The 24,848-nt window shown below is 72.9% G+C and carries 23 protein-coding genes; 6 read left to right on the forward strand and 17 right to left on the reverse strand.

The genetic code is table 11. The annotated features are described in order from the left end of the window. The first annotated feature begins 42 nt into the window (after positions 1–42). Positions 43–1,608, forward strand: coding sequence for an FGGY-family carbohydrate kinase (locus ACPYO4_RS09925; protein WP_425709069.1), 1,566 nt, complete (start codon positions 43–45; stop codon positions 1,606–1,608). Positions 1,609–1,772: 164 nt separating this feature from the next. Here the strand turns inward: ACPYO4_RS09925 and era are convergent, their stop codons facing one another. From era to hrcA, 7 genes are all read right to left on the reverse strand, one after another. Next, entirely contained in the window at positions 1,773–2,786 is a 1,014-nt protein-coding gene (era, locus tag ACPYO4_RS09930; RefSeq protein ID WP_425709070.1) for a GTPase Era, read from the reverse strand. Beyond that, positions 2,783–4,123, reverse strand: a complete 1,341-nt coding sequence (locus ACPYO4_RS09935; protein WP_425709071.1) for a hemolysin family protein — start codon at positions 4,121–4,123, stop codon at positions 2,783–2,785. The genes era and ACPYO4_RS09935 overlap by 4 nt, the downstream gene beginning before the upstream one ends. 7 nt (positions 4,124–4,130) lie before the next feature. Continuing rightward, entirely contained in the window at positions 4,131–4,583 is a 453-nt protein-coding gene (gene ybeY, locus ACPYO4_RS09940; protein WP_425709072.1) for an rRNA maturation RNase YbeY, read from the reverse strand. Beyond that, a complete protein-coding gene (locus tag ACPYO4_RS09945; protein WP_425709073.1) occupies positions 4,580–5,677 on the reverse strand; it encodes a PhoH family protein in 1,098 nt (365 codons plus the stop codon). Before ACPYO4_RS09945 ends, ybeY begins: the two co-directional genes overlap by 4 nt. A gap of 74 nt (positions 5,678–5,751) precedes the next feature. Continuing rightward, a complete protein-coding gene (locus tag ACPYO4_RS09950; protein ID WP_425709074.1) occupies positions 5,752–6,681 on the reverse strand; it encodes an RsmE family RNA methyltransferase in 930 nt (309 codons plus the stop codon). A gap of 16 nt (positions 6,682–6,697) precedes the next feature. Continuing rightward, positions 6,698–7,831 (reverse strand): molecular chaperone DnaJ, encoded by a 1,134-nt coding sequence (gene dnaJ, locus ACPYO4_RS09955; RefSeq protein WP_425709075.1) that lies wholly within the window; start codon positions 7,829–7,831, stop codon positions 6,698–6,700. A gap of 93 nt (positions 7,832–7,924) precedes the next feature. Next, positions 7,925–8,941, reverse strand: coding sequence for a heat-inducible transcriptional repressor HrcA (gene hrcA / locus ACPYO4_RS09960; protein ID WP_425709076.1), 1,017 nt, complete (start codon positions 8,939–8,941; stop codon positions 7,925–7,927). Between the two features lie 318 nt (positions 8,942–9,259). On the opposite strand from hrcA, the gene ACPYO4_RS09965 reads away from it, so the two are divergent. Continuing rightward, positions 9,260–10,153 carry a DUF3097 domain-containing protein gene (locus ACPYO4_RS09965; RefSeq protein WP_425709077.1) on the forward strand — a complete coding sequence of 298 codons (894 nt, stop codon included), beginning with the start codon at positions 9,260–9,262 and terminating at the stop codon, positions 10,151–10,153. A gap of 78 nt (positions 10,154–10,231) precedes the next feature. Here the strand turns inward: ACPYO4_RS09965 and ACPYO4_RS09970 are convergent, their stop codons facing one another. Genes ACPYO4_RS09970 through ACPYO4_RS09980 form a run of 3 tightly spaced genes read right to left on the reverse strand, consistent with a single transcriptional unit; the run spans position 10,232 to position 11,933 of the window. Continuing rightward, positions 10,232–10,939: a VOC family protein gene (locus ACPYO4_RS09970; protein ID WP_425709078.1), complete on the reverse strand. Its 708-nt coding sequence runs from the start codon at positions 10,937–10,939 to the stop codon at positions 10,232–10,234. 38 nt (positions 10,940–10,977) lie between these two features. Beyond that, positions 10,978–11,553 (reverse strand): SRPBCC domain-containing protein, encoded by a 576-nt coding sequence (locus ACPYO4_RS09975; RefSeq protein ID WP_425709079.1) that lies wholly within the window; start codon positions 11,551–11,553, stop codon positions 10,978–10,980. Then, positions 11,550–11,933: an ArsR/SmtB family transcription factor gene (locus tag ACPYO4_RS09980; protein ID WP_425709080.1), complete on the reverse strand. Its 384-nt coding sequence runs from the start codon at positions 11,931–11,933 to the stop codon at positions 11,550–11,552. The genes ACPYO4_RS09975 and ACPYO4_RS09980 overlap by 4 nt, the downstream gene beginning before the upstream one ends. 356 nt (positions 11,934–12,289) lie before the next feature. Between ACPYO4_RS09980 and ACPYO4_RS09985 the strand changes: the two genes are divergently transcribed. Beyond that, positions 12,290–13,822 (forward strand): HNH endonuclease, encoded by a 1,533-nt coding sequence (locus tag ACPYO4_RS09985; RefSeq protein ID WP_425709081.1) that lies wholly within the window; start codon positions 12,290–12,292, stop codon positions 13,820–13,822. Positions 13,823–13,940: 118 nt separating this feature from the next. Here the strand turns inward: ACPYO4_RS09985 and hemW are convergent, their stop codons facing one another. From hemW to lepA, 4 genes are all read right to left on the reverse strand, one after another. Further along, the gene (gene hemW, locus ACPYO4_RS09990) at positions 13,941–15,221 is read right to left on the reverse strand and encodes a radical SAM family heme chaperone HemW (RefSeq protein ID WP_425709082.1); all 1,281 of its coding nucleotides are present in this window, start codon (positions 15,219–15,221) and stop codon (positions 13,941–13,943) included. Next, a complete protein-coding gene (trmB, locus tag ACPYO4_RS09995) occupies positions 15,214–16,017 on the reverse strand; it encodes a tRNA (guanosine(46)-N7)-methyltransferase TrmB (protein ID WP_425709083.1) in 804 nt (267 codons plus the stop codon). Before trmB ends, hemW begins: the two co-directional genes overlap by 8 nt. Before the next feature lie 113 nt (positions 16,018–16,130). After that, the gene (locus ACPYO4_RS10000; RefSeq protein ID WP_425709084.1) at positions 16,131–16,949 is read right to left on the reverse strand and encodes an MOSC domain-containing protein; all 819 of its coding nucleotides are present in this window, start codon (positions 16,947–16,949) and stop codon (positions 16,131–16,133) included. A 3-nt stretch (positions 16,950–16,952) separates the two neighbouring features. Then, positions 16,953–18,815 carry a translation elongation factor 4 gene (gene lepA / locus ACPYO4_RS10005; RefSeq protein ID WP_425709085.1) on the reverse strand — a complete coding sequence of 621 codons (1,863 nt, stop codon included), beginning with the start codon at positions 18,813–18,815 and terminating at the stop codon, positions 16,953–16,955. Between the two features lie 228 nt (positions 18,816–19,043). Here lepA and ACPYO4_RS10010 point away from each other — a divergent pair, with 228 nt between their 5' ends. From ACPYO4_RS10010 to ACPYO4_RS10020, 3 genes are all read left to right on the forward strand, one after another. Then, positions 19,044–20,132, forward strand: coding sequence for a YeeE/YedE family protein (locus ACPYO4_RS10010; protein WP_425709086.1), 1,089 nt, complete (start codon positions 19,044–19,046; stop codon positions 20,130–20,132). Positions 20,133–20,313: 181 nt separating this feature from the next. Then, a complete protein-coding gene (locus ACPYO4_RS10015) occupies positions 20,314–20,538 on the forward strand; it encodes a sulfurtransferase TusA family protein (protein WP_425709087.1) in 225 nt (74 codons plus the stop codon). 257 nt (positions 20,539–20,795) lie between these two features. Beyond that, positions 20,796–21,482: a hypothetical protein gene (locus ACPYO4_RS10020; protein ID WP_425709088.1), complete on the forward strand. Its 687-nt coding sequence runs from the start codon at positions 20,796–20,798 to the stop codon at positions 21,480–21,482. A 21-nt stretch (positions 21,483–21,503) separates the two neighbouring features. Here ACPYO4_RS10020 and ACPYO4_RS10025 read toward each other — a convergent pair whose 3' ends face one another. The 3 genes from ACPYO4_RS10025 to ACPYO4_RS10035 are packed head-to-tail and all read right to left on the reverse strand — an operon-like array spanning position 21,504 to position 24,846. Further along, positions 21,504–22,337: a transglutaminase family protein gene (locus tag ACPYO4_RS10025; RefSeq protein WP_425709089.1), complete on the reverse strand. Its 834-nt coding sequence runs from the start codon at positions 22,335–22,337 to the stop codon at positions 21,504–21,506. Further along, positions 22,334–23,263 (reverse strand): alpha-E domain-containing protein, encoded by a 930-nt coding sequence (locus ACPYO4_RS10030; protein ID WP_425709090.1) that lies wholly within the window; start codon positions 23,261–23,263, stop codon positions 22,334–22,336. The genes ACPYO4_RS10025 and ACPYO4_RS10030 overlap by 4 nt, the downstream gene beginning before the upstream one ends. After that, positions 23,257–24,846: a circularly permuted type 2 ATP-grasp protein gene (locus tag ACPYO4_RS10035; protein ID WP_425709091.1), complete on the reverse strand. Its 1,590-nt coding sequence runs from the start codon at positions 24,844–24,846 to the stop codon at positions 23,257–23,259. The genes ACPYO4_RS10030 and ACPYO4_RS10035 overlap by 7 nt, the downstream gene beginning before the upstream one ends. Positions 24,847–24,848: the final 2 nt, after the last annotated feature.

The raw sequence follows: 24,848 nt of genomic DNA on the forward strand, positions 1-24,848 counted from the left end.
GACGCCGCCCGGCAGGTCCAGCACGCTCAAGGGAGAGAGACGATGACTGCATCCACCCGCCCCGACGGTCCGTTCGTCATGGGCATCGACTTCGGCACCGAGAGCTGCCGGGTCGCGATCTTCAACCTCGTCGGCGACCCGGTCGCCTTCGCGGCCACGCCGTACAAGACCACACACCCCCGACCCGGCTGGGCCGAGCAGACCGAGGACGACTGGTGGGGCGCCATCGCGACCTCCAGCCGGCAGGCCCTGGAGAAGGCCGGCCTCACGGGCGCGGACATCTCCGGCATCAGCTACGACGCCACGACGATGACGGTCCTCGCGATGGACGACAGCGGCCGCGCGATGCGTCCGGCGATCATGTGGATGGACGTCCGGGCGGTCGAGCAGGCCGAGCGCGCGAGCAGCTCCAGCTCGAAGGCGCGCCGGTACAACGGCGGCGGCACGATGCCGGCGACGGCGGAGTGGTTCCCCTTCAAGACGGCGTGGCTCAAGGAGCACGAGCCGGAGACGTTCAACGGCGCGAAGTACCTCGTCGACGCCCCGGACTGGATCACCTACAAGCTCACGGGCGAGTGGACGATCAACATCAACTCGGCGTCGGCGCGGATGTACTACGACCGGGACAACGGCGGCTGGCCCGTCGACTTCTACGAGGACATCGGCGTCGCCGACGTGCTCGACAAGATTCCCGGGACGGTCAACGACCTCGGCGTGGCCGTCGGCGGGCTGACCGGCGCCGCGGCCGAGCACCTGGGGCTCGCCGAGGGCACGCCGGTGGCGCAGGGCTGCGCGGACGCCTTCGCGGGGCAGATCGGGCTCGGCGTCGTCGCGCCGGGGAAGATGGCGCTCATCACCGGGTCCTCGCACGTGTTCATCGGGCAGACCGACCAGGCGATCTCCGGCGAGGGATTCTTCGGCGGCTACACCGACTCGGTCATGCCCGGGCAGTACACGGTCGAGGGCGGGCAGGTCTCGACCGGCTCGGTCGTCAAGTGGTACCGGGACAACTTCGCCAAACACCTCGTGGCCGAGGCGGAGGAGGCGGGCCGCACGGCCTACTCCCTCATGGACGAGCGTGCGGCGGCGATCCCGCTGGGGTCGGAGGGGCTCATCGTCAACGAGTACTTCCAGGGCAACCGCACGCCGTACACCGACGGCCGCGCGCGCGGCATCCTGTGGGGCCTGTCGCTGCACCACGGACCGGCGCACTTCTACCGGGCGATCCTCGAGGGCGTCTGCTACGGCACGGAGCACATCGCGCGCACGATGCGGGCCGCGGGGCACAAGGTCGACGAGATCGTCTCGTGCGGCGGTGCGACGAACAGCCCGTTCTGGATGCAGATGCACGCCGACGTCACCGGCACGCCGATCACGCTGACGAAGGTGCCCGACGCCGTCGCGCTCGGCTCGTGCATCCTCGCGGCGACCGGCGCGGGGCTCTTCGACGACGTCACGGCCGCGGCCGACGCCATGGTCCACACGGCCGACACGATCGAGCCGGACATGGACGCCCACGAGGAGTACCAGTTCTACCTCGACAGCTACATCGACACCTACCCGCGCATGCAGGAGCCGATCCACAAGATGGTCGACCACATCAGCTGACCGTTCACCCCCGGTCGTCGAGCGTGCGGTTCTGACACCTCGAGCGTGCGGTCCGCGGCCACGTGGGCCGCACGCTCGACGACCGGGAACCGCACGCTCGACGACGAGGGGCCGCACGCTCGACGACCGGGAACCGCACGCTCGACGACCGGTGCGGCGCGCTGTCAGAAGCCCAGGCGGCCGAGCTGTCGGGGGTCGCGCTGCCAGTCCTTGGCCACTCGCACGTGCAGGTCGAGGAACACCCTCCGACCGAGCCGGGCCTCGATCCCGGCCCGTGCCCGCGTGCCGACCTCCCTCAGGCGGGACCCGCCGCGGCCGATGACGATGGCCTTCTGCGAGTCGCGCTCGACCACGACCGACGCGTGGACGGCGAGCACGGGCGGACGGTCGTCGCCCTCGGCCCGCTCGCGCTCGACCATCTCGTCGACGACGACGGCGATCGAGTGCGGCAGCTCGTCGCGCACACCCTCGAGCGCGGCCTCCCGGACGAGCTCGGCGATCGTCAGCTCGACCGCCTCGTCCCCGGTGGCGCCCTTGGGGTACAGCGGCGGGGACAGTGGCATGCGGGCGAGCAGCAGGTCCGCCAGGAGGTCGACCTGGTCGCCGGCCACCGAGCTGACCGGCACGATCTCCGCGAAGTCGGCGAGCCCGCTCACCTCGAGCAGCTTCTCCGCCAGCGCCCCGCGCCCGACCCGGTCCGTCTTCGTCACGACGGCGACGAGGGCGCCACGCATGCCCTCGACCTCGGTGAGCAGGTGCCGGTCGCCGGGGCCGATCCGCTCGTCGGCCGGCAGGCACAGCGCGACGACGTCGACGCCGGTGAGGGTCTCGCGCACGACGTCGTTGAGCCGCTCCCCCAGCAGCGTGCGGGGACGGTGCATGCCCGGGGTGTCGACGAGGACGATCTGGCCGTCGCCGCGATGGACGATGCCCCGCACGGCACGCCGGGTGGTCTGCGGGCGGTCCGAGGTGATGGCGACCTTCTCGCCGACGAGCGCGTTCGTCAGGGTCGACTTGCCGGTGTTGGGCCGCCCCACCAGGGCGACGAAGCCCGCGCGGTGGTCGTCGGGCCAGTCCTCGTCGACGAGGTGGCCGAGGTCGAGGTCCGCCAGGGCGTTGGTGTCCTCGCCGAGCTCGGTGCCCGACCCCGGTTCGCCCGGGAACGGGACGTCCGTCATCGCTCCTCCTCCTCGTCGGGGTCGGACCGGCGCGCGAGGATCGTCGAGACGCGGCGCCGCCGGCCCTCCACGCGCTCGGCCTCCAGGTGCACGCCGTCGACGTCCACCGACGCACCGGCCAGCGGTACCTTGCCCAGCACCTTGGCGAGCAGCCCGCCCGCGGTGTCGATGTCGTCGTCGTCGAGCTCGAGGTCGAACAGCTCGCCGAGGTCGCTGACCGGGGTGCGGGCCGGGACGCGCCAGCGACCGTCGCCCAGGTCCTCGACCACGGTCTCGGCGCGGTCGTGCTCGTCGACCATCTCGCCGACGAGCTCCTCGAGCAGGTCCTCGATGGTGACGAGGCCGGCGATGCCGCCGTACTCGTCGACGACCATCGCGATGTGCACGGCCTGGGTCTGCATCTCGCGCAGCATGTCGTCCACGAGCTTGGTCTCGGGCACGAAGAACGGCTCGCGCATGACGTCGGCGCACAGGACGTGCTCGGTGTCGGTGCGGCGGTGCACCCGCCGCATGACGTCCTTGAGGTAGAGGATGCCGCGCAGGTCGTCGAGGGAGTCGCCGTGCACGGGCACGCGCGAGAACCCGGACCGGGTGAAGAGGTTGAGGGCCTTGGTCAGCGGCTGGTCGCCCTCGATGGAGACCATGTCGGTGCGCGGGACCATGACCTCGCGGACGTAGGTGCGGCCGAGCTGGAACACGGACTCCAGCAGCTCGCGGTCCTTCTCCTCGAGCCGCTCGGCGTCGTTGACCCGGTCGACGAGCTGCTGGAGCTCGTCGGCGGACTCCTGCGCGAGATCCTCCTCGGAGCGCTCGCGCTCCGGGGCGAACGCGCGGCCGAGGCGACCGAACGCACCGGCGACGGCGGTCACGGCCGCCACCAGGACGGAGAGCCGCGCCAGGGTGCGCCCCGGGTGACGGCGGCCGAGGCGCCGCGGGCCGATCCCGGCCACGACGACGACCACCACCGCGCACGCGCCGACCGCGGCGAGCACGACGAGACCCCAGGGTTCGATCACCGTCGTGGCGGCGACCGTCAGCAGGACCGCGGTGGTCATCTCGACGAGCACGCGGACGAACATCAGGCCCGCGAGCCCGGTCTCGCGGCGCTCGACGAGGCCGGCGACGCGTGCCGCCGCGGGGTGGTCGTCGTGCTCGAGCTCCGAGACGCTCGACCGGCTGATGCGCGTCAGTGCCGCCTCCGCGGCAGAGAACAGCGCGGCGACGACGAGCAGGAGGGCCGCGGCTCCGAGCACGACGACCAGCGGTGCGTCGGACGCGGTCGCGGCCCCGGACGGGGCGGTGGCGAGCAGGGAGCCGCCGGTATGCGGAGGGGTCATGGCCGGGTCACCGCCCGGCCAGGAACGTCAGCAGGAGCCGACGCTGGAGGTCGAACATCTCCTTCTCCTCCTCCGGCTCGGCGTGGTCGTAGCCGAGCAGGTGAAGGATGCCGTGGACCGTGAGGAGGCCGAGCTCCTCGGCCGTCGAGTGTCCGGCCGTGCGGGCCTGGGCGGCCGCGACGCTCGGGCAGAGCACGACGTCGCCGAGCGTGCCCTCGACGGGAGGTTCGCCGTCGGCGCCGGGACGCAGCTCGTCCATGGGGAAGGACAGGACGTCGGTCGGTCCGGGCTCGTCCATCCAGCGCACGTGGAGGTCGGTCATGACGTCCTCGTCGACGAGCATGATCGACAGCTCGGCCTGCGGGTGCACGCGCATCTCCTCGAGCACGTAGCGGGCGAGCGCGGCGAGCTCCTCGGCGTCGGCACCGCTGCCGGACTCGTCGTTGACCTCGATGCTCACTGCTCGACTCCTCGGCGTCGGACGGGACGAGTGGTGCCGGCTCGCCCGCCGGCACCGCGGGTGGACCGGGCGGCCGCACGCCGCTCGCGCTCGCCGTCGGCCTCGGCCTGGGCGTCCCAGCGCTCGTAGGCGTCGATGATGTCGCTGACCAGGCGGTGCCGCACGACGTCGCGGGAGGTGAGGTGGCACATCGCGATGTCGTCGACCCCGGTCAGGATCTCCTGGACGACCTTCAGACCGGAACGGGTGCCCGAGGGCAGGTCGATCTGGGAGACGTCCCCGGTGACGACGATCCGCGAGCCGAAGCCGAGCCGGGTGAGGAACATCTTGATCTGCTCGGGCGTCGTGTTCTGCGCCTCGTCCAGGACGATGAAGGCGTCGTTGAGGGTGCGACCGCGCATGTAGGCCAGCGGGGCGACCTCGATGGTGCCCGCGGCCATGAGACCCGGCATGGAGTCGGGCTCGAGCATGTCGTGCAACGCGTCGTACAGCGGCCGCAGGTAGGGATCGATCTTGTCGGTGAGCGTGCCCGGGAGGTAGCCCAGCCGCTCGCCCGCCTCGACCGCGGGGCGCGTGAGGATGATCCGGGTGACCTCCTTGCGCTGCAGCGCGAGCACGGCCTTGGCCATGGCGAGGTAGGTCTTGCCGGTACCGGCCGGCCCGATGCCGAAGGTGACCGTGTGGGCGTCGATCGCGTCGACGTAAGCCTTCTGCCCCAGCGTCTTGGGCCGGATGGTGCGGCCGCGCGAGGAGAGGATGTCGGCGGTGAGCACGTCGGCGGGCCGGGTGTCCCCGGCGGTGAGGATCGCGGTGGCCCGGTCGACGGCGTCGGCCGTCAACGGCTGCCCGGCCGACGCGATGTCGACGAGCTCCGCGAGCAGCCGCTCGGTCAGGGAGACGTCGCCGTCCGGTCCGGTCATCGTCACCACGTTGCCGCGCACGTGGATGGCCACCTGGGGAAAGCCTCGCTCGACGGCGCGCAGCACCTCGTCGTTCGCGCCCAGCAGGAGCATGGGGGGCAGGTGGTCGGGGATCGTCAGGTGCCGGGTGTCGTCGCCCGGCGCGGGGCTTCCGTGGTCGGTGGTGCGGTTCATGGGTCGGGGACGGTGCCCTCGAGACTCCTGGGGGTCGGCGGGTGCGGACTCGGCCATCGTAGCGAGACCGGCGCTCACCAGCGGCCGAGGGCGGCGCCGAGCGCCGCGAGGGCCGCGGGCCCGGCGCTGGAGGTGCGCAGGACGTGCGGACCGAGCCTGACCGGGACCGCGCCGGCGGCCACGAGGGCGTCGAGCTCGGCGTCGGAGATCCCGCCCTCCGGCCCGACGACGCACCACACCTCGCCGGGCGCGGCCGCCGCGTGCTGGACGGGGACCTCCGGGGCGGCGGGACCGGGCGCGACCGCCGCGGGCCGGACGGGGACCTCCGGGGCGGCGGGACCGGGCGCGACCGCGCCGGCTGCGAGGAGCGCGGCGAGCCGCTCGGTGGCGGACTCGTGCAGGACGAGGACGGTGGCTCCGGATCCGGCGGCGCCGGGCGCGCCCGCCCCGTGCCCTGCGGTCCCCCCGGGCCCCGAGGCCTCCGCGGCCCCCGCCCCGGTGGCCCGCGCGACGGCGTCGGCGAGGCTCGCGGTGGTGACGACGGCGTCGACGGCGGGGACGCGGGCCCGCCGCGACTGCTTCGCCGCGCCCTCGGCGACCGAGGTCCACCGCGCACGGCCCTTGTCGGCCTTCGCGTCCCACCGGGACACGCATCGCTCGGCCTGCCAGGGCACGACCCGGTCGACGCCGAGCTCGGTGGCGGACTCGACGGCCTGCTCGTCCCGCCCGCCCTTGCCGAGGGCCTGGACGAGGACGAGCCGCGGCGTCGGGGCCGGCTCGTCGACCACGGTGGTGACCGAGACGGTGAGGCGGTCCTTCGCGGCGTCGGTGACGGCGCCGGTCACGCGGCGGCCCCGCCCGTCGACGACGTCGACCTCCTCGCCGCTGCGGATGCGCCGCACGCTCGCCGCGTGGTGCGCCTCCGGGCCGCGGACGTGCGCCACGCCGCCGGCACGCACGTCGGCGAGCTCGGCGGGCTCGGCGAGGAACACGGGCCGCGTCATGGGCGTCGCGGGCGGGTCAGCGGCCGACGAAGCGCTCGCGCAGGCGCGAGAACATCGAGCTGTCGGCGCTGGTGAGGCGGGCCTCCGGACGCTCCTCGCCCCGCGCGCTGGCGAGGTTGCTGAGCAGCTCGCGCTGCTCGTCGTCGAGCTTGGTCGGGACCGTGACCTCGACGTCGACGTGGAGGTCGCCGCGGCGTCCGCGGGCGCGCAGCCGGCCGACGCCCAGTCCCTCGAGCGTGATGCGCTCACCGGGCTGGGTGCCCGGCACTACGTCGATGTCCCGCGGCCCGTCGAGCGTCTCGATCGAGGCGAGGGTGCCCAGCGCGGCGGCGGTCATCGGGATGGTCAGGGTGCACAGCAGGTCGTCCCCGTGCCGCTGGAACACGGGGTGCGGACGCTCGCGCATCTCGACGAACAGGTCGCCGGGAGGACCGCCCGCGGGACCGACCTCGCCCTCGCCCTGCAGGCGCAGCTGCGTGCCGGTGCTCACGCCCGCCGGCACCTCGACCGAGATCGTGCGGTGCGAACGGACGCGGCCCTCGCCGGCGCACTCCTGGCACGGCTCGGGGATGACGGTGCCGTGCCCGGAGCAGGCCGGGCACACCGACGTCGCCATCATCTGGCCGAGGAACGAGCGGGTGACGCGCTGGACGGAACCCTGCCCGCCGCACGTGGTGCACGTGGTCGGGGAGGTGCCGGGCCGGCAGCAGGTGCCGTTGCAGGTCCCGCAGACGATGGCGGTCTGGACGGGGATCTCCTCGGTCGAGCCGAACACGGCGTCGACGAGGTCGATGTCGAGCACGATCTGGGAGTCGCGTCCGCGGCGGGCGCGCGGGACGGGACCACGCATCCCTCCCCCGGCGGCGCCGCCGAAGAACTGGGAGAAGATGTCGGCGAAGTCGCCGAACCCGGCCGCACCGGCCCCGGCACCACCGCCCCGCAGCGCGTCCTCGCCCCCGGCGTCGTACATGCGCCGCTTGTCCTGGTCACGCAGCACGTCGTAGGCGCGCTGCACGTCCTTGAACTGGTCACCCGCCTCCGGCCCGGCGACGTCCGGGTGCAGCTGGCGGGCGCGCTTGCGGTAGGCACGCTTGATCTCGTCGGGGCTCGCGTCACGGCTCACGCCGAGGATCGAGTAGTAGTCGCTCACAGGTCGCAATCTGTCGCAGTGGTTCGGTTCGGTGCTGGGTGCGGCGGGCCGGGTGCCGCGGCGTGCGGCCCGGCGCCGGTCGGTGGCCCGGGTCTACCCGCCGAGGAAGCGGGAGAGGTAGCGGGCGACGGCGCGGACCGCCGCCATCGTGCCCGGATAGTCCATGCGCGTGGGGCCGAGCACGCCGACCCGCGCGACGACCTCGCCGGAGGCACCGTACGCCCCCGCGACGATCGACGCCTCCGTCAGCGAGTCGTGGTGGTTCTCCGAGCCGATGCGCACGGTGAGCCGGTCCGCCTCCATCTCGGCGAACAGGCGCAGCAGCACGACCTGCTCCTCGAGCGCCTCGAGGACGGGGCCGATGGTGCGGCTGAAGTCTGTGCCGGCGCGCGCGAGGTTCGCGGTACCGCCCAGCACGATGCGCTCCTCGGAGTCCTCGGCCAGCACGCGGCTGAGCTCGGAGGCGACGACGTCGAGCAGCGGGCGCCGGCTCGGCTCGAGCAGCTCGGCGAGGTCGACGAGCGCGGGGCCGATGTCCCGGGCGGGCAGGCCGGCGCACACGAGGTTGAGCCGGGCACCGAGCTCGGCGATGTCCACGAGGTCCGACTCGGACGGGATCTCGACGGTGCGCTGCTCGACCCGGCCCGCCGCGGTGATGATGACGATGAGCAGCCGGCGCTCGTCGAGCGGGACGAGCTCGAGGTGGCGCAGCGAGGTGCGGCTGAGCGACGGGTACTGGACGACGGCGACGTTGTTGGTCAGCTGCGCGAGCAGGCGCACCGTGCGCTCGACCACGTCGTCGAGATCGACAGAGCGGCCGAGGAGTGTCTCGATGGCCGTACGCTCGGCCCCGGACAGCGGCTTGAGGGTGGCGATCTCGTCGACGAAGGCGCGGTACCCCTTCTCCGTGGGCACTCGGCCCGCGGACGTGTGGGGCTGTGCGATGTGGCCGGACTCCTCGAGGGCGGCCATGTCGTTGCGGATCGTGGCCGGCGAGACGTCGAGGTGGTGGCGCTCGACGAGCGCGCGCGAGGCCACGGGCTCCGAGGTGCGCACGAAGTCGCTGACGATGGCCTGGAGCACGCGCAGGCGGCGGTCCTCGGTCGACATGGCACCTCCTCGATCGACGTCCTCCCGGTCGGGCCGCCGACCGGCGCCCGCTCGGGTCGCTGAGGGTCGCGGGCCCGGCTCGACGCGGCTGCCGGGGGCGCGCCCGGCACCGTCGAGGTAGCACTCGACACCTCTGAGTGCCAATCGTACGCGGTGAGCGGCGGATGCCGCCGTGAACCGCACCACCGGGCTGGCGCCGCGGGGCGGGCTCCGCCACAGGTCCGCGGCGCGGCTCGTCCGGCACTCCCCCAGCGCGTGGCGACCCGCCCCGTGGGCGGGCTCCGCCGTCGGGCGGTGGTTGATACGTACCCTCGGCCGGTGACCGACCGATACGGACCCGACGTCCTCGCCTCCCCCCGTCCCGACCCGCGCCGGCGACCCGTCACGCGAGACGTCCCCGCCGAGCGGGGCCTCGTGGTGGAGGACGTGGAGACCGGGTTCGTCGGGGCGATCACCCGGATCGAGAAGTCCGGCGGGATGCACCTCGTGACCCTCGAGGACCGTCTCGGCAGGCGCCGCTCGTTCACGCTCGGTCCGGGGTTCTGGATCGACGGCGCACCGGTCCGTCTCGTACCGCCGCAGGTGTCGGCCGCTCAGGCACGGCCCGACGTCGCGCGCACGGCGGGCGGTCGCAACCTCACCGCGTCGGGCTCCCTCAAGGTCGAGGGCGGTCGCGCCCGGGTGGCGCGGGCGTCGCGGATCTGGGTGGAGGGCCGGCACGACGCCGAGCTCGTCGAGCGCGTGTGGGGCGACGACCTCCGGGTCGAGGGGGTGGTCGTCGAGCAGCTCGAGGGCGCCGATCACCTCGCGGACGTGCTCGCGGCGTTCCGGCCAGGACCGGCCCGACGGGCGGGCGTGCTGCTCGACCACCTCGTGGCGGGCTCGAAGGAGACGCGGATCGTCGACGACGCGCGCCGCCGGCTGGGCGGCGCCGCCCAGCACGTGCTCGTGCTCGGTCACCCCTATGTCGACGTCTGGCAGGCGGTGCGGCCCGAGCGGGTGGGGCTCACGGAGTGGCCGCACGTGCCGCGCGGGACTGACATCAAGGTGGGCACGCTCAGGGCCCTGGGGTGGCCGCACGCCGACCAGGGCGACGTCGCGCGCGGCTGGCAGCGCATCCTCGGCTCGGTGCGGACCTACGCCGACCTCTCTCCCCAGCTGCTGGGGCGCGTGGAGGAGCTCATCGACTTCGTCACCGGGGTGCCGGAGTAGGTGACGCAGGACGGTCCTCGGCCGGCCGCGCGGCCCTCATCGCGCGGCGCTCCTCGTACACCGCGCAGCGCCCGGGCCTCAGTCCGGGCCCACGGGGCCGACGGATGACGTGTCGGCGCAGAGGACGCCCCGGTTGCCGTCCTGGTCGGCGATGACAGTCAGGGCGGGAGAGGATGCGTCGTCGACGACGGTCCCGCCGGCGGCGAGGGCCGCGGCGATCCGTTGCTCGACCACGTCGGGCGCGACGTAGACCTCGAGGTGGAACCGCTGCTGCGCCTCGCCGTCGCCGAACCACAGGTTCGGCACCCGCCCGGTGGCGTCCCGGATCTCGTCGCCCGACGGCGTCCCGCGGCCCCGGTCCTCGGCGTTCCCGGTCAGCAGGGCGGTCCACACGGGCGCGACTGTGGCGGACCGGGTGGTGTCGAGACCGAGCTCGAGCTCCCCGACGGCGGTGGGGTCGGCCGTGACGGCGTGGCCGCCGGCGATGTCGGTGATGCGCCGGGCCAGGTCGAGGTCCTTGTTCGTCACCCACTCGACGACGTGCTCCTCGCCGTCGTCGTCACGAAAGACGGCGTCGTCGCTCACCAGCTCCAGATCGACGTAGCCCCTGCCGATCGAGACGCGCGGGTGGTGGCCGACCGCGTCGCCCGCCTCACCGATCGCGGCCACGAACCGCACGGCGGTACCGAAGTCGTCGACCAGGTAGCGGGCGTGCAGCCCCTGGGCGAGCTTGCGCCACTGCGCGAGGTCGGCCGCGGCGATCTGCTCGCCCATGAGCATGTCCATGCGGGAACGGTAGCGGCCGCGAGCGTGGGGCGCAGGGTCTACCTCAGACGCTGCTCGACGTAGACGGCCAGGTTGCCCAACGTCTGCCGACCGCCCTCGATCGCGCCGTGGCTCTCGACCGCCTCGTCGCGCAGGGCCGTGGTGGGGAACACCGTGCGCATCTCGATCAGCGTGTGCTCGACGTCGCCGTGCTCGGTGTCTGCACCTTCGGCATCGGCGCCGGTGCGACCGGCGGCGTCATCGACATCCCCGCCCCCACGGCCGAGCTGCGGCGTGAAGGTGAGGACGGACGTGAAGGAGCTCGGATCGTCGCGGTACTCGCCGTGGAGCAGCACGATCCGCGCCGGCGGGTCGATCTCGGTCCAGGTGATCCACTCGGGGTAGTCGGTCCCGTCCGGGCCGTGCATGACGAAGTCCCAGACGCCGCCGACGCGGAAGTCGAACGACCGGGTGGTCGTGGTGAACCCGTCCGGGCCCCACCACTGCGCGAGGTGCCGTACGTCGGAAAACGCTCGGAACACCAGCTCGCGCCGTGCGTGGATCAGGCGGGAGATGGCGACCTCGCGGTCGGCAGTGTCGGATCGTGCGGTCCCTGCGTCATCGGTGCTGCTCACGTCTGCTCCTCGTCGTTGTACGGCATCTCCGGTCGGACACGCTCCTCGTGCTCCGTGCGTTCGAGCTGCTGGACGTACGAGTCCAGCCGATCGAAGGACTCCTGCCAGAACTGCTCGAACCCGCCCGTCCACTCGTGCACCGGTCGCAGCCCGCGCGCATCGAGGGAGTAGATGCGCTGCTGCCCCGAGCGTCGGTCCCGCACGAGGCCGACCTCGCGGAGCACCCGCAGGTGCTTGGACGCCCCGGGCTGCGTGATGTTCAGCTCCGAGGCCAGCTCTGTCACCGGTCGTTCGCGCGTGCGGAGGAGCCCGAGGATGGCGCGGCGCTGCGGCTCGGCGATCGCGTTGAACACGTCCGACGTCGTCGCTGCTCGGGCCATGAGGTCGAATATATACCCGTATCGGCATGCATTCAAGGGGTGGCGACGTCGAGCGGGACGACCCTGCCTGCCGGAGTGCTACCGCACGGGGCGACCGCGCGTCGCGGGATAGTCAGCGCACGGGTCGACCGCGCTCCCGGAGCACCACGCACAGGCTCGAGCCGGCCTCGTGAGGCGCGTCGCACACGGCTCCTCTTCCGCTCGAATGATCGCGGCGGATCCACAGGCACGACTGCTGCAGATCCGTCCACAGGCGCGGAATTCCGGGGCTCCGATGTCAGTGGTGGTCGATAGGTTGGTAGCAGTTCGAACAGAGATTCGGCGTCTTGCAGCTCGAGGGTGAGGAGGTGATGGCGATGTCGACGACAGACGTGGACGAGCCTGACATCGACGACCCGCCTGCCCGCCGCTCCCCGACCGACGCCTCCGCCGCGGACGACGCCGCAGCGGTCGAGCACCTCACGGCCCACGACACCTCCGCGACGGGCACCTCCACGTCTGAGGACGGCGTGCCGCCGGGGGCGTCGTCGTCACCGGGCGCCGGTGAGATCCGCGGGATGCGGACCGTGCTGGCGGGGCTGCGTCGGGAGGACGAGGCTGACGCGATCGATCAGATCACCGCGCTGGAGGAGCTGGTCTCGGCCGCGCGTGCCGCCCAGGCGCGGGCCACGGCGGATCTGTGGCAGATGCGCACCGACCACGAGAAGGCCCTGGAGGTCCCGGCCGCGAAGCAGGGCCAGGGGGTCGCCGGTGAGATCGCGCTGGCCCGCCGGGAGTCCCCGGGCCGCGGCGCCCGCTACCTGGGACTGGCCAAGGCCCTCCAGGCCGACCTGCCGCACACGCTGGACCTCATGGAGAAGGGCCTGGTCTCGGAATGGCGGGCCACGATCCTCCTGCGCGAGACCGTGACCCTGTCCGCGGACGACCGGCGCGAGGTCGACGCGCGCATGGCCGTCGACCTGCCGACCATGGGCGACGGCCAGATCCACCAGCACGCACGCCGGCACGCCATGGAGCTCGACGCGGACAACGCGGCCGCCCGCCGTGCTCACGAGAACTCCCAACGCCGTGTCTCCCTGCGCGGCGGCCAGGGATCGATGGCCTACCTGACCGCGCACCTACCGATGACCGACGCCGTGCGCGTCCACGCCAGCCTCACCGCACAGGCCGCCACCCTGACTACCGACGGCAAGGCCGGCGGCCGGACCCGTCACCAGCTCGCCGCGGACCTGCTCGTCGAGCACGTCACGGGCACCGCCACCACCGAACCACGCGACGTGGCCCTGACCATCGTCATGCCCGCCGACACACTGGCCGGGGCCGACGTGCCCGCCTGGCTCACCGGCCACGGCCCCCTGGCCGCGGAGAGCGCCCGCGAGCATGTCCGCCACGCACGGACGGTGTGGTTCAAGAGACTGTGGACCGACCCCGACACCGGCGGCGTGGTCTCGATGGAGTCCCGCTCGAGGGTGTTCACCGGCGAGCTGCGCAAGCTGGTGCTCATCCGCGACGACATCTGCCGCACGCCGTACTGCACCAACCCCGTCGAGCACATCGACCACACCACCGACCACGCGCTCGGCGGCGCCACCAGCGCCGCGAACGCCACCGGGCTGTGCGCGTCGTGCAACTACGCCAAGCAGCACCCCGGGTGGCGCTACGCCACGAGCGACGACGGCCGGATCGACGTCCGCACCCCGACCGGGCACACCTACAGCGTCCCCCGCTCCCCCTTCCCCTACCAGCACCGCCCCGGCCCGGAGATGACCACGGACCGCTACCAGGCGCTCCGACGACGCGTCGCCGAGCGGGTCACCCGCAACCGGCGTTCCGAGCGCGACCCCCACGACGACGGCGGCAGCGACCCACCCACCGACCCGGACCCGTGAGCAGGCTCGCGCATGCCCATCGAGCCGCCTCGTTCAGGTACCCGATCACCCGACGTGAACCGACAACGCCCTCACCCGCGGGCGCGCCGCATCGCGCCCGCCTGCCCGGAGCTCGCTGTCAGTCGGTCAGCTCACGCACGACCGCGTCCGCCAGGAGACGCCCGCGCAGCGTGAGTCGCGCGCGCCCCTCGGCGGCGGGCCCCGGTTCGCACAGTCCCTCGGCGACGAGCCCGGCGAGGCGCGCGCCGGCGTCGTCGGGGGTGAGGCCCCCCTGCGAGGCGACCTCGACACCCTCGGCGAGCCGGACCCCCAGGAGCAGCCGCTCGAGCTCGCGCGACCCGTCGGACAGGACCTCCCGGCCGACGGCCGGCGAGAGCCCCTCGCGCAGCCGGGCCGCGTAGGGCGTGGGGTGCTTCCCGTTCCACCACCGCACGCCGCCGACGTGGCTGTGCGCGCCGGGGCCGACGCCCCACCAGTCGCCACCGCGCCAGTAGGCGAGGTTGTGCCGGCTGGCGTGGACGAGCCCCCCGGTCTCCGGGGAGTCCCCCGGCTCGACCCGCGCCCAGTTCGACACCTCGTACCAGCCGTAGCCGGCGCCGTCGAGCATCGCGTCGGCGAGCTCGTACTTCTCGGCCTGGTCGTCGTCGTCGGGCAGGACGAGCTCGCCGCGCCGCACCTGTGCGCCCATCCTCGTCCCGCGCTCCACGACCAGCGCGTAGGCCGACACGTGGTCCGGCTCCATCTCGAGCGCCGCCTCCATGGAGGTCCGCCAGTCGGCGACACTCTCCCCGGGGGTGCCGTAGATGAGGTCGACCGACACGTCGAGGCCGGCCTCCCGCGCCCACGCCACGGCACGGGGGACGCGGGCAGGATCGTGGGTCCGGTCGAGCGTCGCCAGTACCTCGGGCACGGCCGACTGCATGCCGAAGGAGACGCGCGTGACGCCGGCGGCCGCCAGGTCCTCGAGCGCCCTCGCGTCGACCGAGTCGGGGTTCGCCTCGGTGGTCACCTCGGCACCGTCCGCCAACCCGACCGTGTCCCGCACGGCACCGATCATCCGCGCCAGGTCCTCGACCGGCAGTCGCGTCGGCGTGCCACCACCAAGGAAGACGGTCGACGCCGGACGCGACACCATCCCGGACGCCGCAAGCTCGGGGTCGGCGAGCACGCGGCCCGCGAGCTCGACCTCCGCCACGGCGTTCCCGGCGTACTCCGCCGCCGAGCCACCCCCGCCGAGCTCGGCGTTCGTGTAGGTCGTGAAGTCGCAGTACCCGCAACGCACGGCGCAGAACGGTACGTGCAGGTAGACGGACAACGTCCGCTCCTGGGCGCCCGTTCCCGCGCTCGCGGGCAGTCGTCCGTCGTCGGGTGCGGGGTCACCCAGGGGCAGGTCAGCCATCGGGCATGTCCTCGACGCGACGGCGCACGGCCGTGAGGTCCGTGACCTCCCGCCCGTCCTCGACGCCGCGTCGCTCGAAGCGGGTGAGCGTGCGCCCGGGCCACCGCCCTGCCTCGACCGTCAGCTCGAACGCAGGGGCCGCGTCGAGGACGGTGATCATCTGCTGGGCATAGTTGGCCCAGTCCGTCGCCAGGCGCCAGGTCCCGCCCGGCGCGAGCAGGCCCGCGACGACCGCGGCGAACTCCGGCGAGACGATCCGTCGCTTGTGATGCTTGGACTTGCGCCACGGGTCGGGGAAGAAGGTCCACAGCTCGTCGACGGAGCCGGCGGGCAGCAGGATCGGCAGGGCCTGCTCGGCGTCGACGCCGAGGAGCCGCACGTTCGTCGCCCCCTCGTCGAGGACGCGGGCGAGCGTGCGCGCCAGCCCCGGCTGCCACACCTCGAGGCCGAGGAACCGCGTGCCGGGCTCGGCGAGCGCGGCGTGCACGATCTGCTCCCCCGCACCGCAACCGATCTCGACCACGAGGCGGCCTCCCGTCGTGAGGCCGTTCCCGAAGGCCCCGTCCAGGTCGAGGCGGGCATGGTCGGCCACGCCCGTCTCCGTCATCATCGGGACGTCCAGCACGACGTCGCCGCGCTCCTCCCAGACCTTCGCCAACCTGGGCTTGAGGCGGGTCCCGCGTCGGGTGAAGGACCGCACCCGTGCGTCGACGAACGCGGGTCCGTGCTCGCCGTCGCGCATCGTCCGGTCCGGTCCCGGCCCGCGGGAGGAGGCGACCGGCGGCTCGGTACGCACGCCGTCGTCGTGACGCCCGGAGTGTGCCACCGAGGCACGCCCGCCGTCGTCGTGACGCCCGGCAACTCCCGCCACCGCGCGCCCGTTGTCCGCCGAGCGCCCGCCGTCCCCCGTCACCGCGCGCCCCCGCCGAGGCCGCGGCCGGTCGAGCGCAGCTCACCGGGAAACTCACGCTCGTGGCCTCCGCGGCTCAGCGCGTCGAGCGCCCGCCGCACCAACGTCTCGTAGAGCACGGTCCCGCTCGCCTCGGCCCAGTCGAGCAGCGCCCCGGCCCGGTCGGCGTCCAGCCCGCGGAAGGCGTCGCCGACGCTCACGCCGTGCTCCGGCACGTCCTCCACGAGAATGTCGTCGCCGGCAGCGATCTCCCCGGTCTCCTCGACGCCCAGGTACGCCCCGCAGCGCCCGCCCGCGGTGAAGCGCCGCGACCAGTCCGGCTCGCCCATCCAGGCGGCGAACGTACGGCAGGGGGTGCGCGGCGACGTCACCCGCAGCACCGTGGTCCCGACCCGCCAGCGGGTCCCGATGACGGCCTCGTCGACGTCGATCCCCGACGTCACCAGGTTCTCCCCGAACGCCCCCGGCGGGTACTCCGTGCCCACGGCGTCGGCCCACGCCTGACGGGTCTCGCTCGCGTACGCGTACACGGCCTTGAACAGGCCGCCGTGGTTCTCCCGGTCGCCCTGCACGTCTCCCCACACGCCGTGCCGCAGCACGGTGAGCGGACGGTCGACGGGGCGCTTGTCGATGCCGCTCATCAGACCGCGCGAGCCCACGTGGAACAGCTGCGCCACCGAGCAGACGGCGGCCACGGTCGCGGGACCGTCCGTGAGGACCACGGGACCGAGCTCTGGACCGAGCTCACCCGCCGGCCGCGGCACCTGCGCGCGCGGGGAGGCGGTGGCCACGCCCCGCGGCCGAGGATCGTCGACCACGACCTACTTCTTGCCCGTGGGCGCGTCGGTCTGCAGCGCGGCGACGAAGGCCTCCTGCGGCACCTCGACCCGTCCGATCGACTTCATGCGCTTCTTGCCCTCCTTCTGCTTCTCCAGCAGCTTGCGCTTGCGCGAGATGTCACCGCCGTAGCACTTGGCGAGCATGTCCTTGCGCAGGGCACGGATGGTCTCGCGCGCGATGATCCGCGACCCGACGGCCGCCTGGATCGGCACCTCGAACTGCTGACGCGGGATGAGCTCCTTGAGCTTGCCGACCATCGCCACGCCGTAGCCGTAGGCCTTGTCCTTGTGTACGACGGCGGAGAACGCGTCCACCGGGTCGTGGTTGAGGAGGATGTCGACCTTGACGAGGTCCGAGGGCGCCTGACCGTCCTCGTCGTAGTCGAGCGACGCGTACCCCTTGGTCCTCGACTTCAGCTGGTCGAAGAAGTCGAACACGATCTCCGCCAGCGGCAGGCGGTACCGCAGCTCGACCCGCTCCTCCGAGAGGTAGTCCATGCCCAGCAGCTCTCCGCGCTTGCCCTGGCACAGCTCCATCACCGCGCCGACGAACTCGCTGGGCGTGAGGATCGTGCCCCGCACCATCGGCTCGGAGATCTCCTTGAACTTCTCCCCCGACGGGAACTCCGACGGGTTGGTCACCGTCACCGGGTCACCGTTCTCGAGGACCACCTCGTAGACGACGTTCGGCGCCGTGGAGATGAGGTTGAGGTCGAACTCTCGCTCGAGCCGCTCCCGCACGATCTCCAGGTGCAGCAGGCCGAGGAAGCCGCAGCGGAAGCCGAACCCGAGGGCGACGGAGGTCTCCGGCTCATAGGTGAGGGCCGCGTCGTTGAGCTTGAGCTTGTCGAGCGCCTCGCGCAGGGCCGGGTAGTCCGAGCCGTCCACCGGGTACAGGCCCGAGAAGACCATGGGCAGCGGCTCGCGGTAGCCGGCCAGCGGATCGGCGGCGCCCCGAGTGTGCGTCGTCACCGTGTCGCCGACCTTCGACTGCCGCACGTCCTTCACGCCCGTGATGAGGTAGCCGACCTCGCCGACCCCCAGGCCCGACGACGGCTTCGCGTCCGGTGAGATCACGCCGAGCTCCTGGAGCTCGTGGGTCGAGCCCGTCGACATCATCGAGATGCGCTCGCGCGGGTCGAGGCGCCCGTCGACGACGCGCACGTACGTGACCACGCCCCGGTACGTGTCGTACACGGAGTCGAAGATCATCGCCCGGGCCGGCGCCTCGGCGTCCCCCACCGGGGGCGGGATGTCACGGACGATCGTGTCGAGCAGGTCGACGACGCCCTCGCCCGTCTTGCCGGAGACCTTCAGGCAGTCCTCGGGGTCGCCGCCGATGAGGTTCGCGAGCTCCTCGGCGAACTTCTCCGGCTGCGCGGCGGGCAGGTCGATCTTGTTGAGCACCGGGATGATGGCGAGGTCGTTCTCGAGCGCCATGTAGAGGTTGGCGAGCGTCTGCGCCTCGATGCCCTGGGCGGCGTCGACGAGCAGCACGGCGCCCTCGCAGGCGGCGAGCGACCGGTTGACCTCGTAGGAGAAGTCCACGTGGCCCGGGGTGTCGATCATGTTGAGCGCGTACGCCGTGTCGTCGACCTGCCAGGGCATGCGCACGGCCTGGGACTTGATGGTGATGCCGCGCTCGCGCTCGATGTCCATCCGGTCGAGGTACTGGGCCCGCATGTCACGGTCCGCGACCACCCCCGTGATGCCGAGCATCCGGTCGGCCAGCGTCGACTTGCCGTGGTCGATGTGCGCGATGATGCAGAAGTTGCGCAGCTGCGCGGGCGGCGTCGCGGCCGGCTGGATCGTCGCGGCCTGCGACTCGTCGGGGATCGGGGGCACTGCTCACCTTCACGGGGTCGGGCGGGAGGGCCCATCGTCGCACACGGAGCCTCGCGGGCCGCGGGCCGTGCCGGTGCGTCCGGGCACCTCGCACAGCGCCTCGACGACGCAGCCACCCGCCCGAAGAACCGCCCGGTCTCGCATCCTGGACGCTCGTCGTCACCGCCGACGCGGCGGCCGCTCCCGTCCCTAGCGTCCCGAGCGTCATCGAGACCCAGGGGGGACAGCATGATCCTGACAGGACTGATCGTCGGCGGAGCGCTCGGCTTCGCCATGCAGCGTGGGCGATTCTGCGTCACCGGCGCGTTCCGGGACGTGTGGATCGGCGGACGGACGCGATGGCTCACGGCGTTCCTCGTCGTCGTCGCCGTGCAGAGCGTGGGGATCTTCGCCCTCGAGGCCGCCGGGATCATCCAGCTGGGCGCAGGCGAGCTCGCGCCGGTCGCCACCGTCGTCGGGGCCTTCATCTTCGGCTTCGCCATCGTCCTCGCGGGCGGGTGCGCCACGGGGACCTTCTACCGCTCGAGCGAAGGGCTCATCGGCTCCTGGTTCGCGCTCATCTTCTACGCCGGCTTCGCCGCCATCATGAAGTACGGGGCGTTCGCGGACCTCACGACCGCCGCCCGCGCGCAGACGGTGAACCTGACCTCCGTCCACGAGTCGCTCGGCGTCTCGCCCTGGTGGCTCGTCGGGATCCTCGTCGCGGCCGTCGGCTACGCCACGTACCGCCACCTGTCCGCCGAGCCGCGCACGGTGCTCGCCACCCTGCCGCCGCGTCGCAGCGGCCTGGCCCGCGTCCTGTTCGAGAAGCCGTGGCACGCCTTCGGCACCGCGGTGGTCATCGGGATCATCGCCATCGTCGCCTGGCCGCTGAGCACGGCTGCCGACCGCCCCGCGGGCCTGGGGATCACGACGCCGTCGGCGAACGTCGTCACCTTCCTCGTCACCGGCGACGTCGAGCTCGTGGACTGGGGCGTCTTCCTCGTCCTCGGGATCCTCGTCGGCGCGTTCCTGGCCGCGAAGGGTTCGGGCGAGTTCCGGCTCCGCGTGCCCAACGCCACCACGCTCGTGCGCTCGATCTCCGGCGGCGCCCTCATGGGGGTCGGCGCCGCGCTCGCCGGCGGCTGCACGATCGGCAACGCGATGGTGGGCACCGCCCAGTTCTCCTACCAGGGCTGGCTCTCGCTCGTGTTCATGATCCTCGGCACCGGCGCCGCCACGCACCTGTTCATCCTCCGGCACCGCGGCAGCGCCGCGTCGGGCGGCGATCAGGGCTCGTCGACCGGCGGCACCGCGAAGGTGCTGACGAACGCCTGAGCCGGCGGCAGCGCGAAGCTGCCGACCGACCACGGGCCAACGACCAACGACCAACGACCAACGACCAACGACCAACGACCAACGACCAACGACCAACGACCAACGACCAAACCAACCGCACCTGAACGAGAACCAGCACCAGCACCAGCACCAGCACCAGCACCGACGACAGGAGACATCCGTGCCACTGACGCTCGAGACCGACGGCCAGGTCTGCCCCTTCCCGCTCGTGGAGGCCAAGCAGGCCATGGCGAGCCTGGACGACGGCGACCACCTCGTCATCAACTTCGACTGCACGCAGGCCACCGACGCGATCCCGCGGTGGGCCGCGGAGAACGGCTACCCGGTCACGCACTTCGACCGGGTCGGCGACGCCGCCTGGACCATCACGGTGCAGAAGGCGTAGCGGCTCCCACCGCGCCGGACGCGGCGCCCGCCGACGCGCGCAGCCGCACAGCACGCGGCGCCCGACGACACGCGCAACCGCACAGCACGCGGTGCCGCACGACACGCGCAGCCGGACAGCACGCGCCGCCGCGCAGGTGTCGGGGCAGCATGCCCGGGTCGTCCGCCGTTCCCGCGGCGGACACCCGGGCTGTGTACCGTCGTCCGGTCGGAGGCGTCCTCCCGGACCGGCCGTCTCCCCGACCTCAAGGAGACCAGGTGCTTCCCGCCACGTTCCGCCGCCGGGCCTCGGCCCTCACCGCCGCGCTCGCCCTCGCCACCGTGCTCGCCGCCTGCGGAGGGGACGGCGACGAGACCACGTCGGGCACCGGGACGGCCGAGCCGGAGACGACCTCGGAGTCGGGGACGGGCGCGGAGTCGGACTCCGCGTCCGCGACCGAGCGCCCTGAGGTCCCCACGAGCGGCGCCATCCCGCCGAACGACCCCGGCCCGCTGCCCGAGGGCGTCGACCACGTGACGAACACCTCGAGCACCAACCGGATCGTCGCCGGCACCGCCGAGGCCGAGGGTGAGATCAGCGTCGAGTGCCTCGGCAACGACGAGGGCCTCGTCGTCTCCCTCGCCGGGACGAGCCCGGACCACGGTGAGCTCTCCGCCGTCGTCTCGTTCCAGCAGCAGGAGCTGACCTCCGTCGTCGTGCAGTCGAGCGAGTCCCCCGACGACGGCGGACCCATCATGTGGATGACCAGCGCCGGCGTCGGCGAGGAGCTGACGGCGAACGCCGTCGAGGAGGCCGGCGTCTGGACCGTCACCGGACCCGTCGACGGCTTCGACGGCATGACGCAGACGCCGATCGAGGGCGCCGAGGTCGACATCGTCGCCGACTGCTCCACCAGCGACGGGTCGACGTCCGGCGAGGCCGGCTCGGAGGCCGCGACCGACTAGCCGACGGCCCTCGTTCGTGGACTACGACTCCCGGGTGGTGCGGACCTCGACGGTCTGCCGCGACGTCCCGCCACCGGAGTAGACCCCCCGCAGGGGCGAGACGTCGGCATAGCTGCGACCGTGCGCGACACGCACGTGCAGCTCGCCGACGTCGGTCCGGTTGGTCGGGTCGTGCTGCGTCCAGCGACCGGCCGAGAACTCGACCCACGCGTGGGACTCGCCGAGCACCGGCTCGCCGACCTGCGCACTCTCCGGATGGATGTAGCCGGAGACGTATCGCGCCGGGATCCCGACCGAGCGCAGAGCGCCGAGCGCGAGGTGCGTGATGTCCTGGCACACGCCCTTGCCCGCCCGCCACGCGTCGGCGGCCAGGCCGTGCACGGACGTCACGCCGCTGCGGTACTCGACCCGGTCGCCGATGTGCTCGCAGATCTCGATCGCGGCGTCCTGCGGGTCCAGGCGCGCAGCAGCGTCGGCCGCGAACCTGGCGAGCTCCTCGGGCGGGTCCGTCACCGGGTCGGGCTGGAGCCACTCCCCGAGCGCGTCGACGGCCTCCGGACGGCGCACGTCCTCCCAGGACGCCCCCTCGAACCGCTGCGCCGGGTCGCGCTCGACGAGGCACTCGGCGCGCACCGTGAGCGTCTCGTGCGGCGCGAGCACCTCAACGACGTCGACCGTGGTGCCGAAGTAGTCCGTGTAGGCGGACAGGTGGGTCGCGGTCGGCACGTGCAGCTCGGTGTCCAGCACCCGCTGCCCGGCGGTCGCGGCCGGCCGCATGCGCGCCTCGTTGTATGAGGCGAGGACCGGCTGGTCGTAGCTGAAGGTCGTGCGGTGCACGACTCGGATGACGCTCACGCGCTCTCCCCCTTCCAAGCGGCCGGCTCGCCGACGAAGAACTTCGCCCGCACCGCGTCCGCGGCGCTCTGACAGGCCACCTGGATCGTCTCCATCTCGTCGAGCAGGTTCTCCTGCACGTCGTTCATCGCCATGTACTCGATCCGGGACCTCGCCCGGCCCAGGATCCTGCCGCCCTCGTCCGGCACGGCCACCTGCTCGCCGATCGTGCTGCGCAGCTCGACCAGGCACCGCTCCGCCTGGTCCAGCGAGTGCACCACGGAACGCGGGAACAGCCGGTCGACGAGGAGGAACTGCGCCGCCTGACGGTCCCCGGCCCGCCCGCGCGTGGAGCGCAGGAACGCCTCGAAGGCGCCGGTCGAGCGCAGCAGGGTCGTCCAGTCCGGCGCGCCGGCCGTCGTCACGGCGCGCGTGGCGACCAGCCGCGCCGTCATGTCCGCGCGCTCCAGGGAGCGTCCGAGCACGAGGAAGCTCCACGTCTCCCCGCGGCTCATCGTCGAGTCGACGAGCCCGGACACGATCGCGCTGCGCTGCCGCACCCACCCGAAGTAGTCGTGCGCGGAGCGCAGCAGCGCCATGTCCTTCTGGGAGTTGTACGTGTGGTTGAGGACCTCCCACAGCTCCGAGGAGACCGTCTCGCGGGCGCGCCGTGCAGCCTCGCGGGCCGACCAGATGGTGCCCGCGATCGACGCCGGCGACGTCCGGTCGTAGGCGAGGCGGTCCAGGACGTCACGGCGAGCCACCTCGTCCTCGTCCGACGTCGACTGGCCCATGATCGCCAGCAGGCCGCGGCAGGCGGTGTCCTCGTCGACCCACGGGTCCTCCAGGAGGAGCTGCAGGTGGGTGTCGAGCAGCCGGGCCGTGGCGTCCCCGCGCTCCACGTAGCGGCCGATCCAGAACAGCGACTCGGCGATGCGGCTCAGCACGTCGTCACCCCCGTCGTCGGGCCGGACTGCTGCTGCTGCTCGTGCTGCACGCGCACCGTGCCCTCCCGGTCGGAGTCCAGCGGGACGCCCTGCGGCACGGGAGCCGTCGCGCGCTCCTCCTCGCCGGCGTCCGCCGGCGGTCGCCTCAGTCTCGGTCGGCCACCCACCACCCAGGTGTCCTTCGAGCCGCCGCCCTGGGAGGAGTTGACGACGAGCTGACCCTCCTGGAGCGCGACCCGGGTCAGGCCGCCGGGCAGGACGAAGACGTCCTCCCCGCCGTGCACGGCGAACGGACGCAGGTCGACGTGCCGCGGCCGCGCCCGGCTCTCGACCATGGTCGGCACGGTCGAGAGCTGGACGACCGGCTGCGCGATCCACCCGCGCGGGTCCGCCCGGAGGCGTCGACGTGCGGCGTCGAGCTCCTCGCGGCCGGCCGCGGGGCCGATGAGGATGCCCTTGCCGCCCGAGCCGTCGACCGGCTTGACCACGAGCTCGTCGAGCCGGTCGAGGACCTCGGCCAGCGCGTCGGGCTCCTCGAGGCGCCACGTGTCGACGTTCGCCAGCAGGGGCTCCTCCCCGAGGTAGAAGCGGATGAGGTCGGGGACGTAGGTGTAGACGAGCTTGTCGTCGGCCACCCCGTTGCCCACGGCGTTGGAGATGGTCACGTTCCCCGCGCGGGCGACCGACATGAGGCCGGGGCAGCCGAGCATGGAGTCGGAGCGGAAGACCACCGGGTCGAGGAAGTCGTCGTCGACCCGGCGGTAGATGACGTCGACCCGGCGCCTGCCGGAGGTGGTGCGCATGTACACGCGCCCGCCGGCGACGAACAGGTCGCGGCCCTCCACGAGCTCGACGCCCATGAGGCGCGCCAGCAGCGAGTGCTCGAAGTAGGCGGAGTTGTAGACGCCCGGCGTGAGCACGACGACGGTCGGGTCGTCCACGCCGTCCGGTGCCGTCGCCGTCAGGGCGGCGAGCAGTCGGCGGGGGTAGTCGACGACCGGGCGCACGCGCAGCGCGGCGAACAGCTCGGGGAACGTCTGCGTCATCGCGCGCCGGTTGGACAGCACGTAGCTCACGCCGGACGGCACGCGGACGTTGTCCTCCAGGACCCGCCAGCCCTGCGCGGAGTCCCGCACGACGTCGATCCCGGAGACGTGCACCCGCACACCGCCCGGCGGGCGGAACCCCATGGCGGCCCGCGTGAAGTGCTGCGAGGTGACGACCACGCGGCGCGGGATCACGCCCTCGTCGATGACGCGCTGGTCGGTGTAGACGTCTTCGAGGAAGGACTCCAGCGCCTTGACGCGCTGCGCGACGCCCGGGGCCAGCAGGTCCCACTCCTCGGCCGCGACGACCCGCGGCACGGTGTCGAGCGGGAACGGCCGTTCCTCTCCCCCGTAGTCGAACGTGATGCCCTGGGCGAGATAGCTGCGTGCCAGGGAGTCCGACCGGGCGGCGAGCTCCTCGGTGCTCAGCTCCGTCAGTGCCTCATGGACCGGCCGGTAGGGCGCGTTGACCTCCGAGCCGTCGATCATCTCGTCCCATGCCGCGCCCGGCGGGTACCCGTCGAAGAGATCGGTCATGA

The organism is Georgenia sp. Z1491 (assembly GCF_049856175.1).
GTDB lineage: Bacteria > Actinomycetota > Actinomycetes > Actinomycetales > Actinomycetaceae > JB111.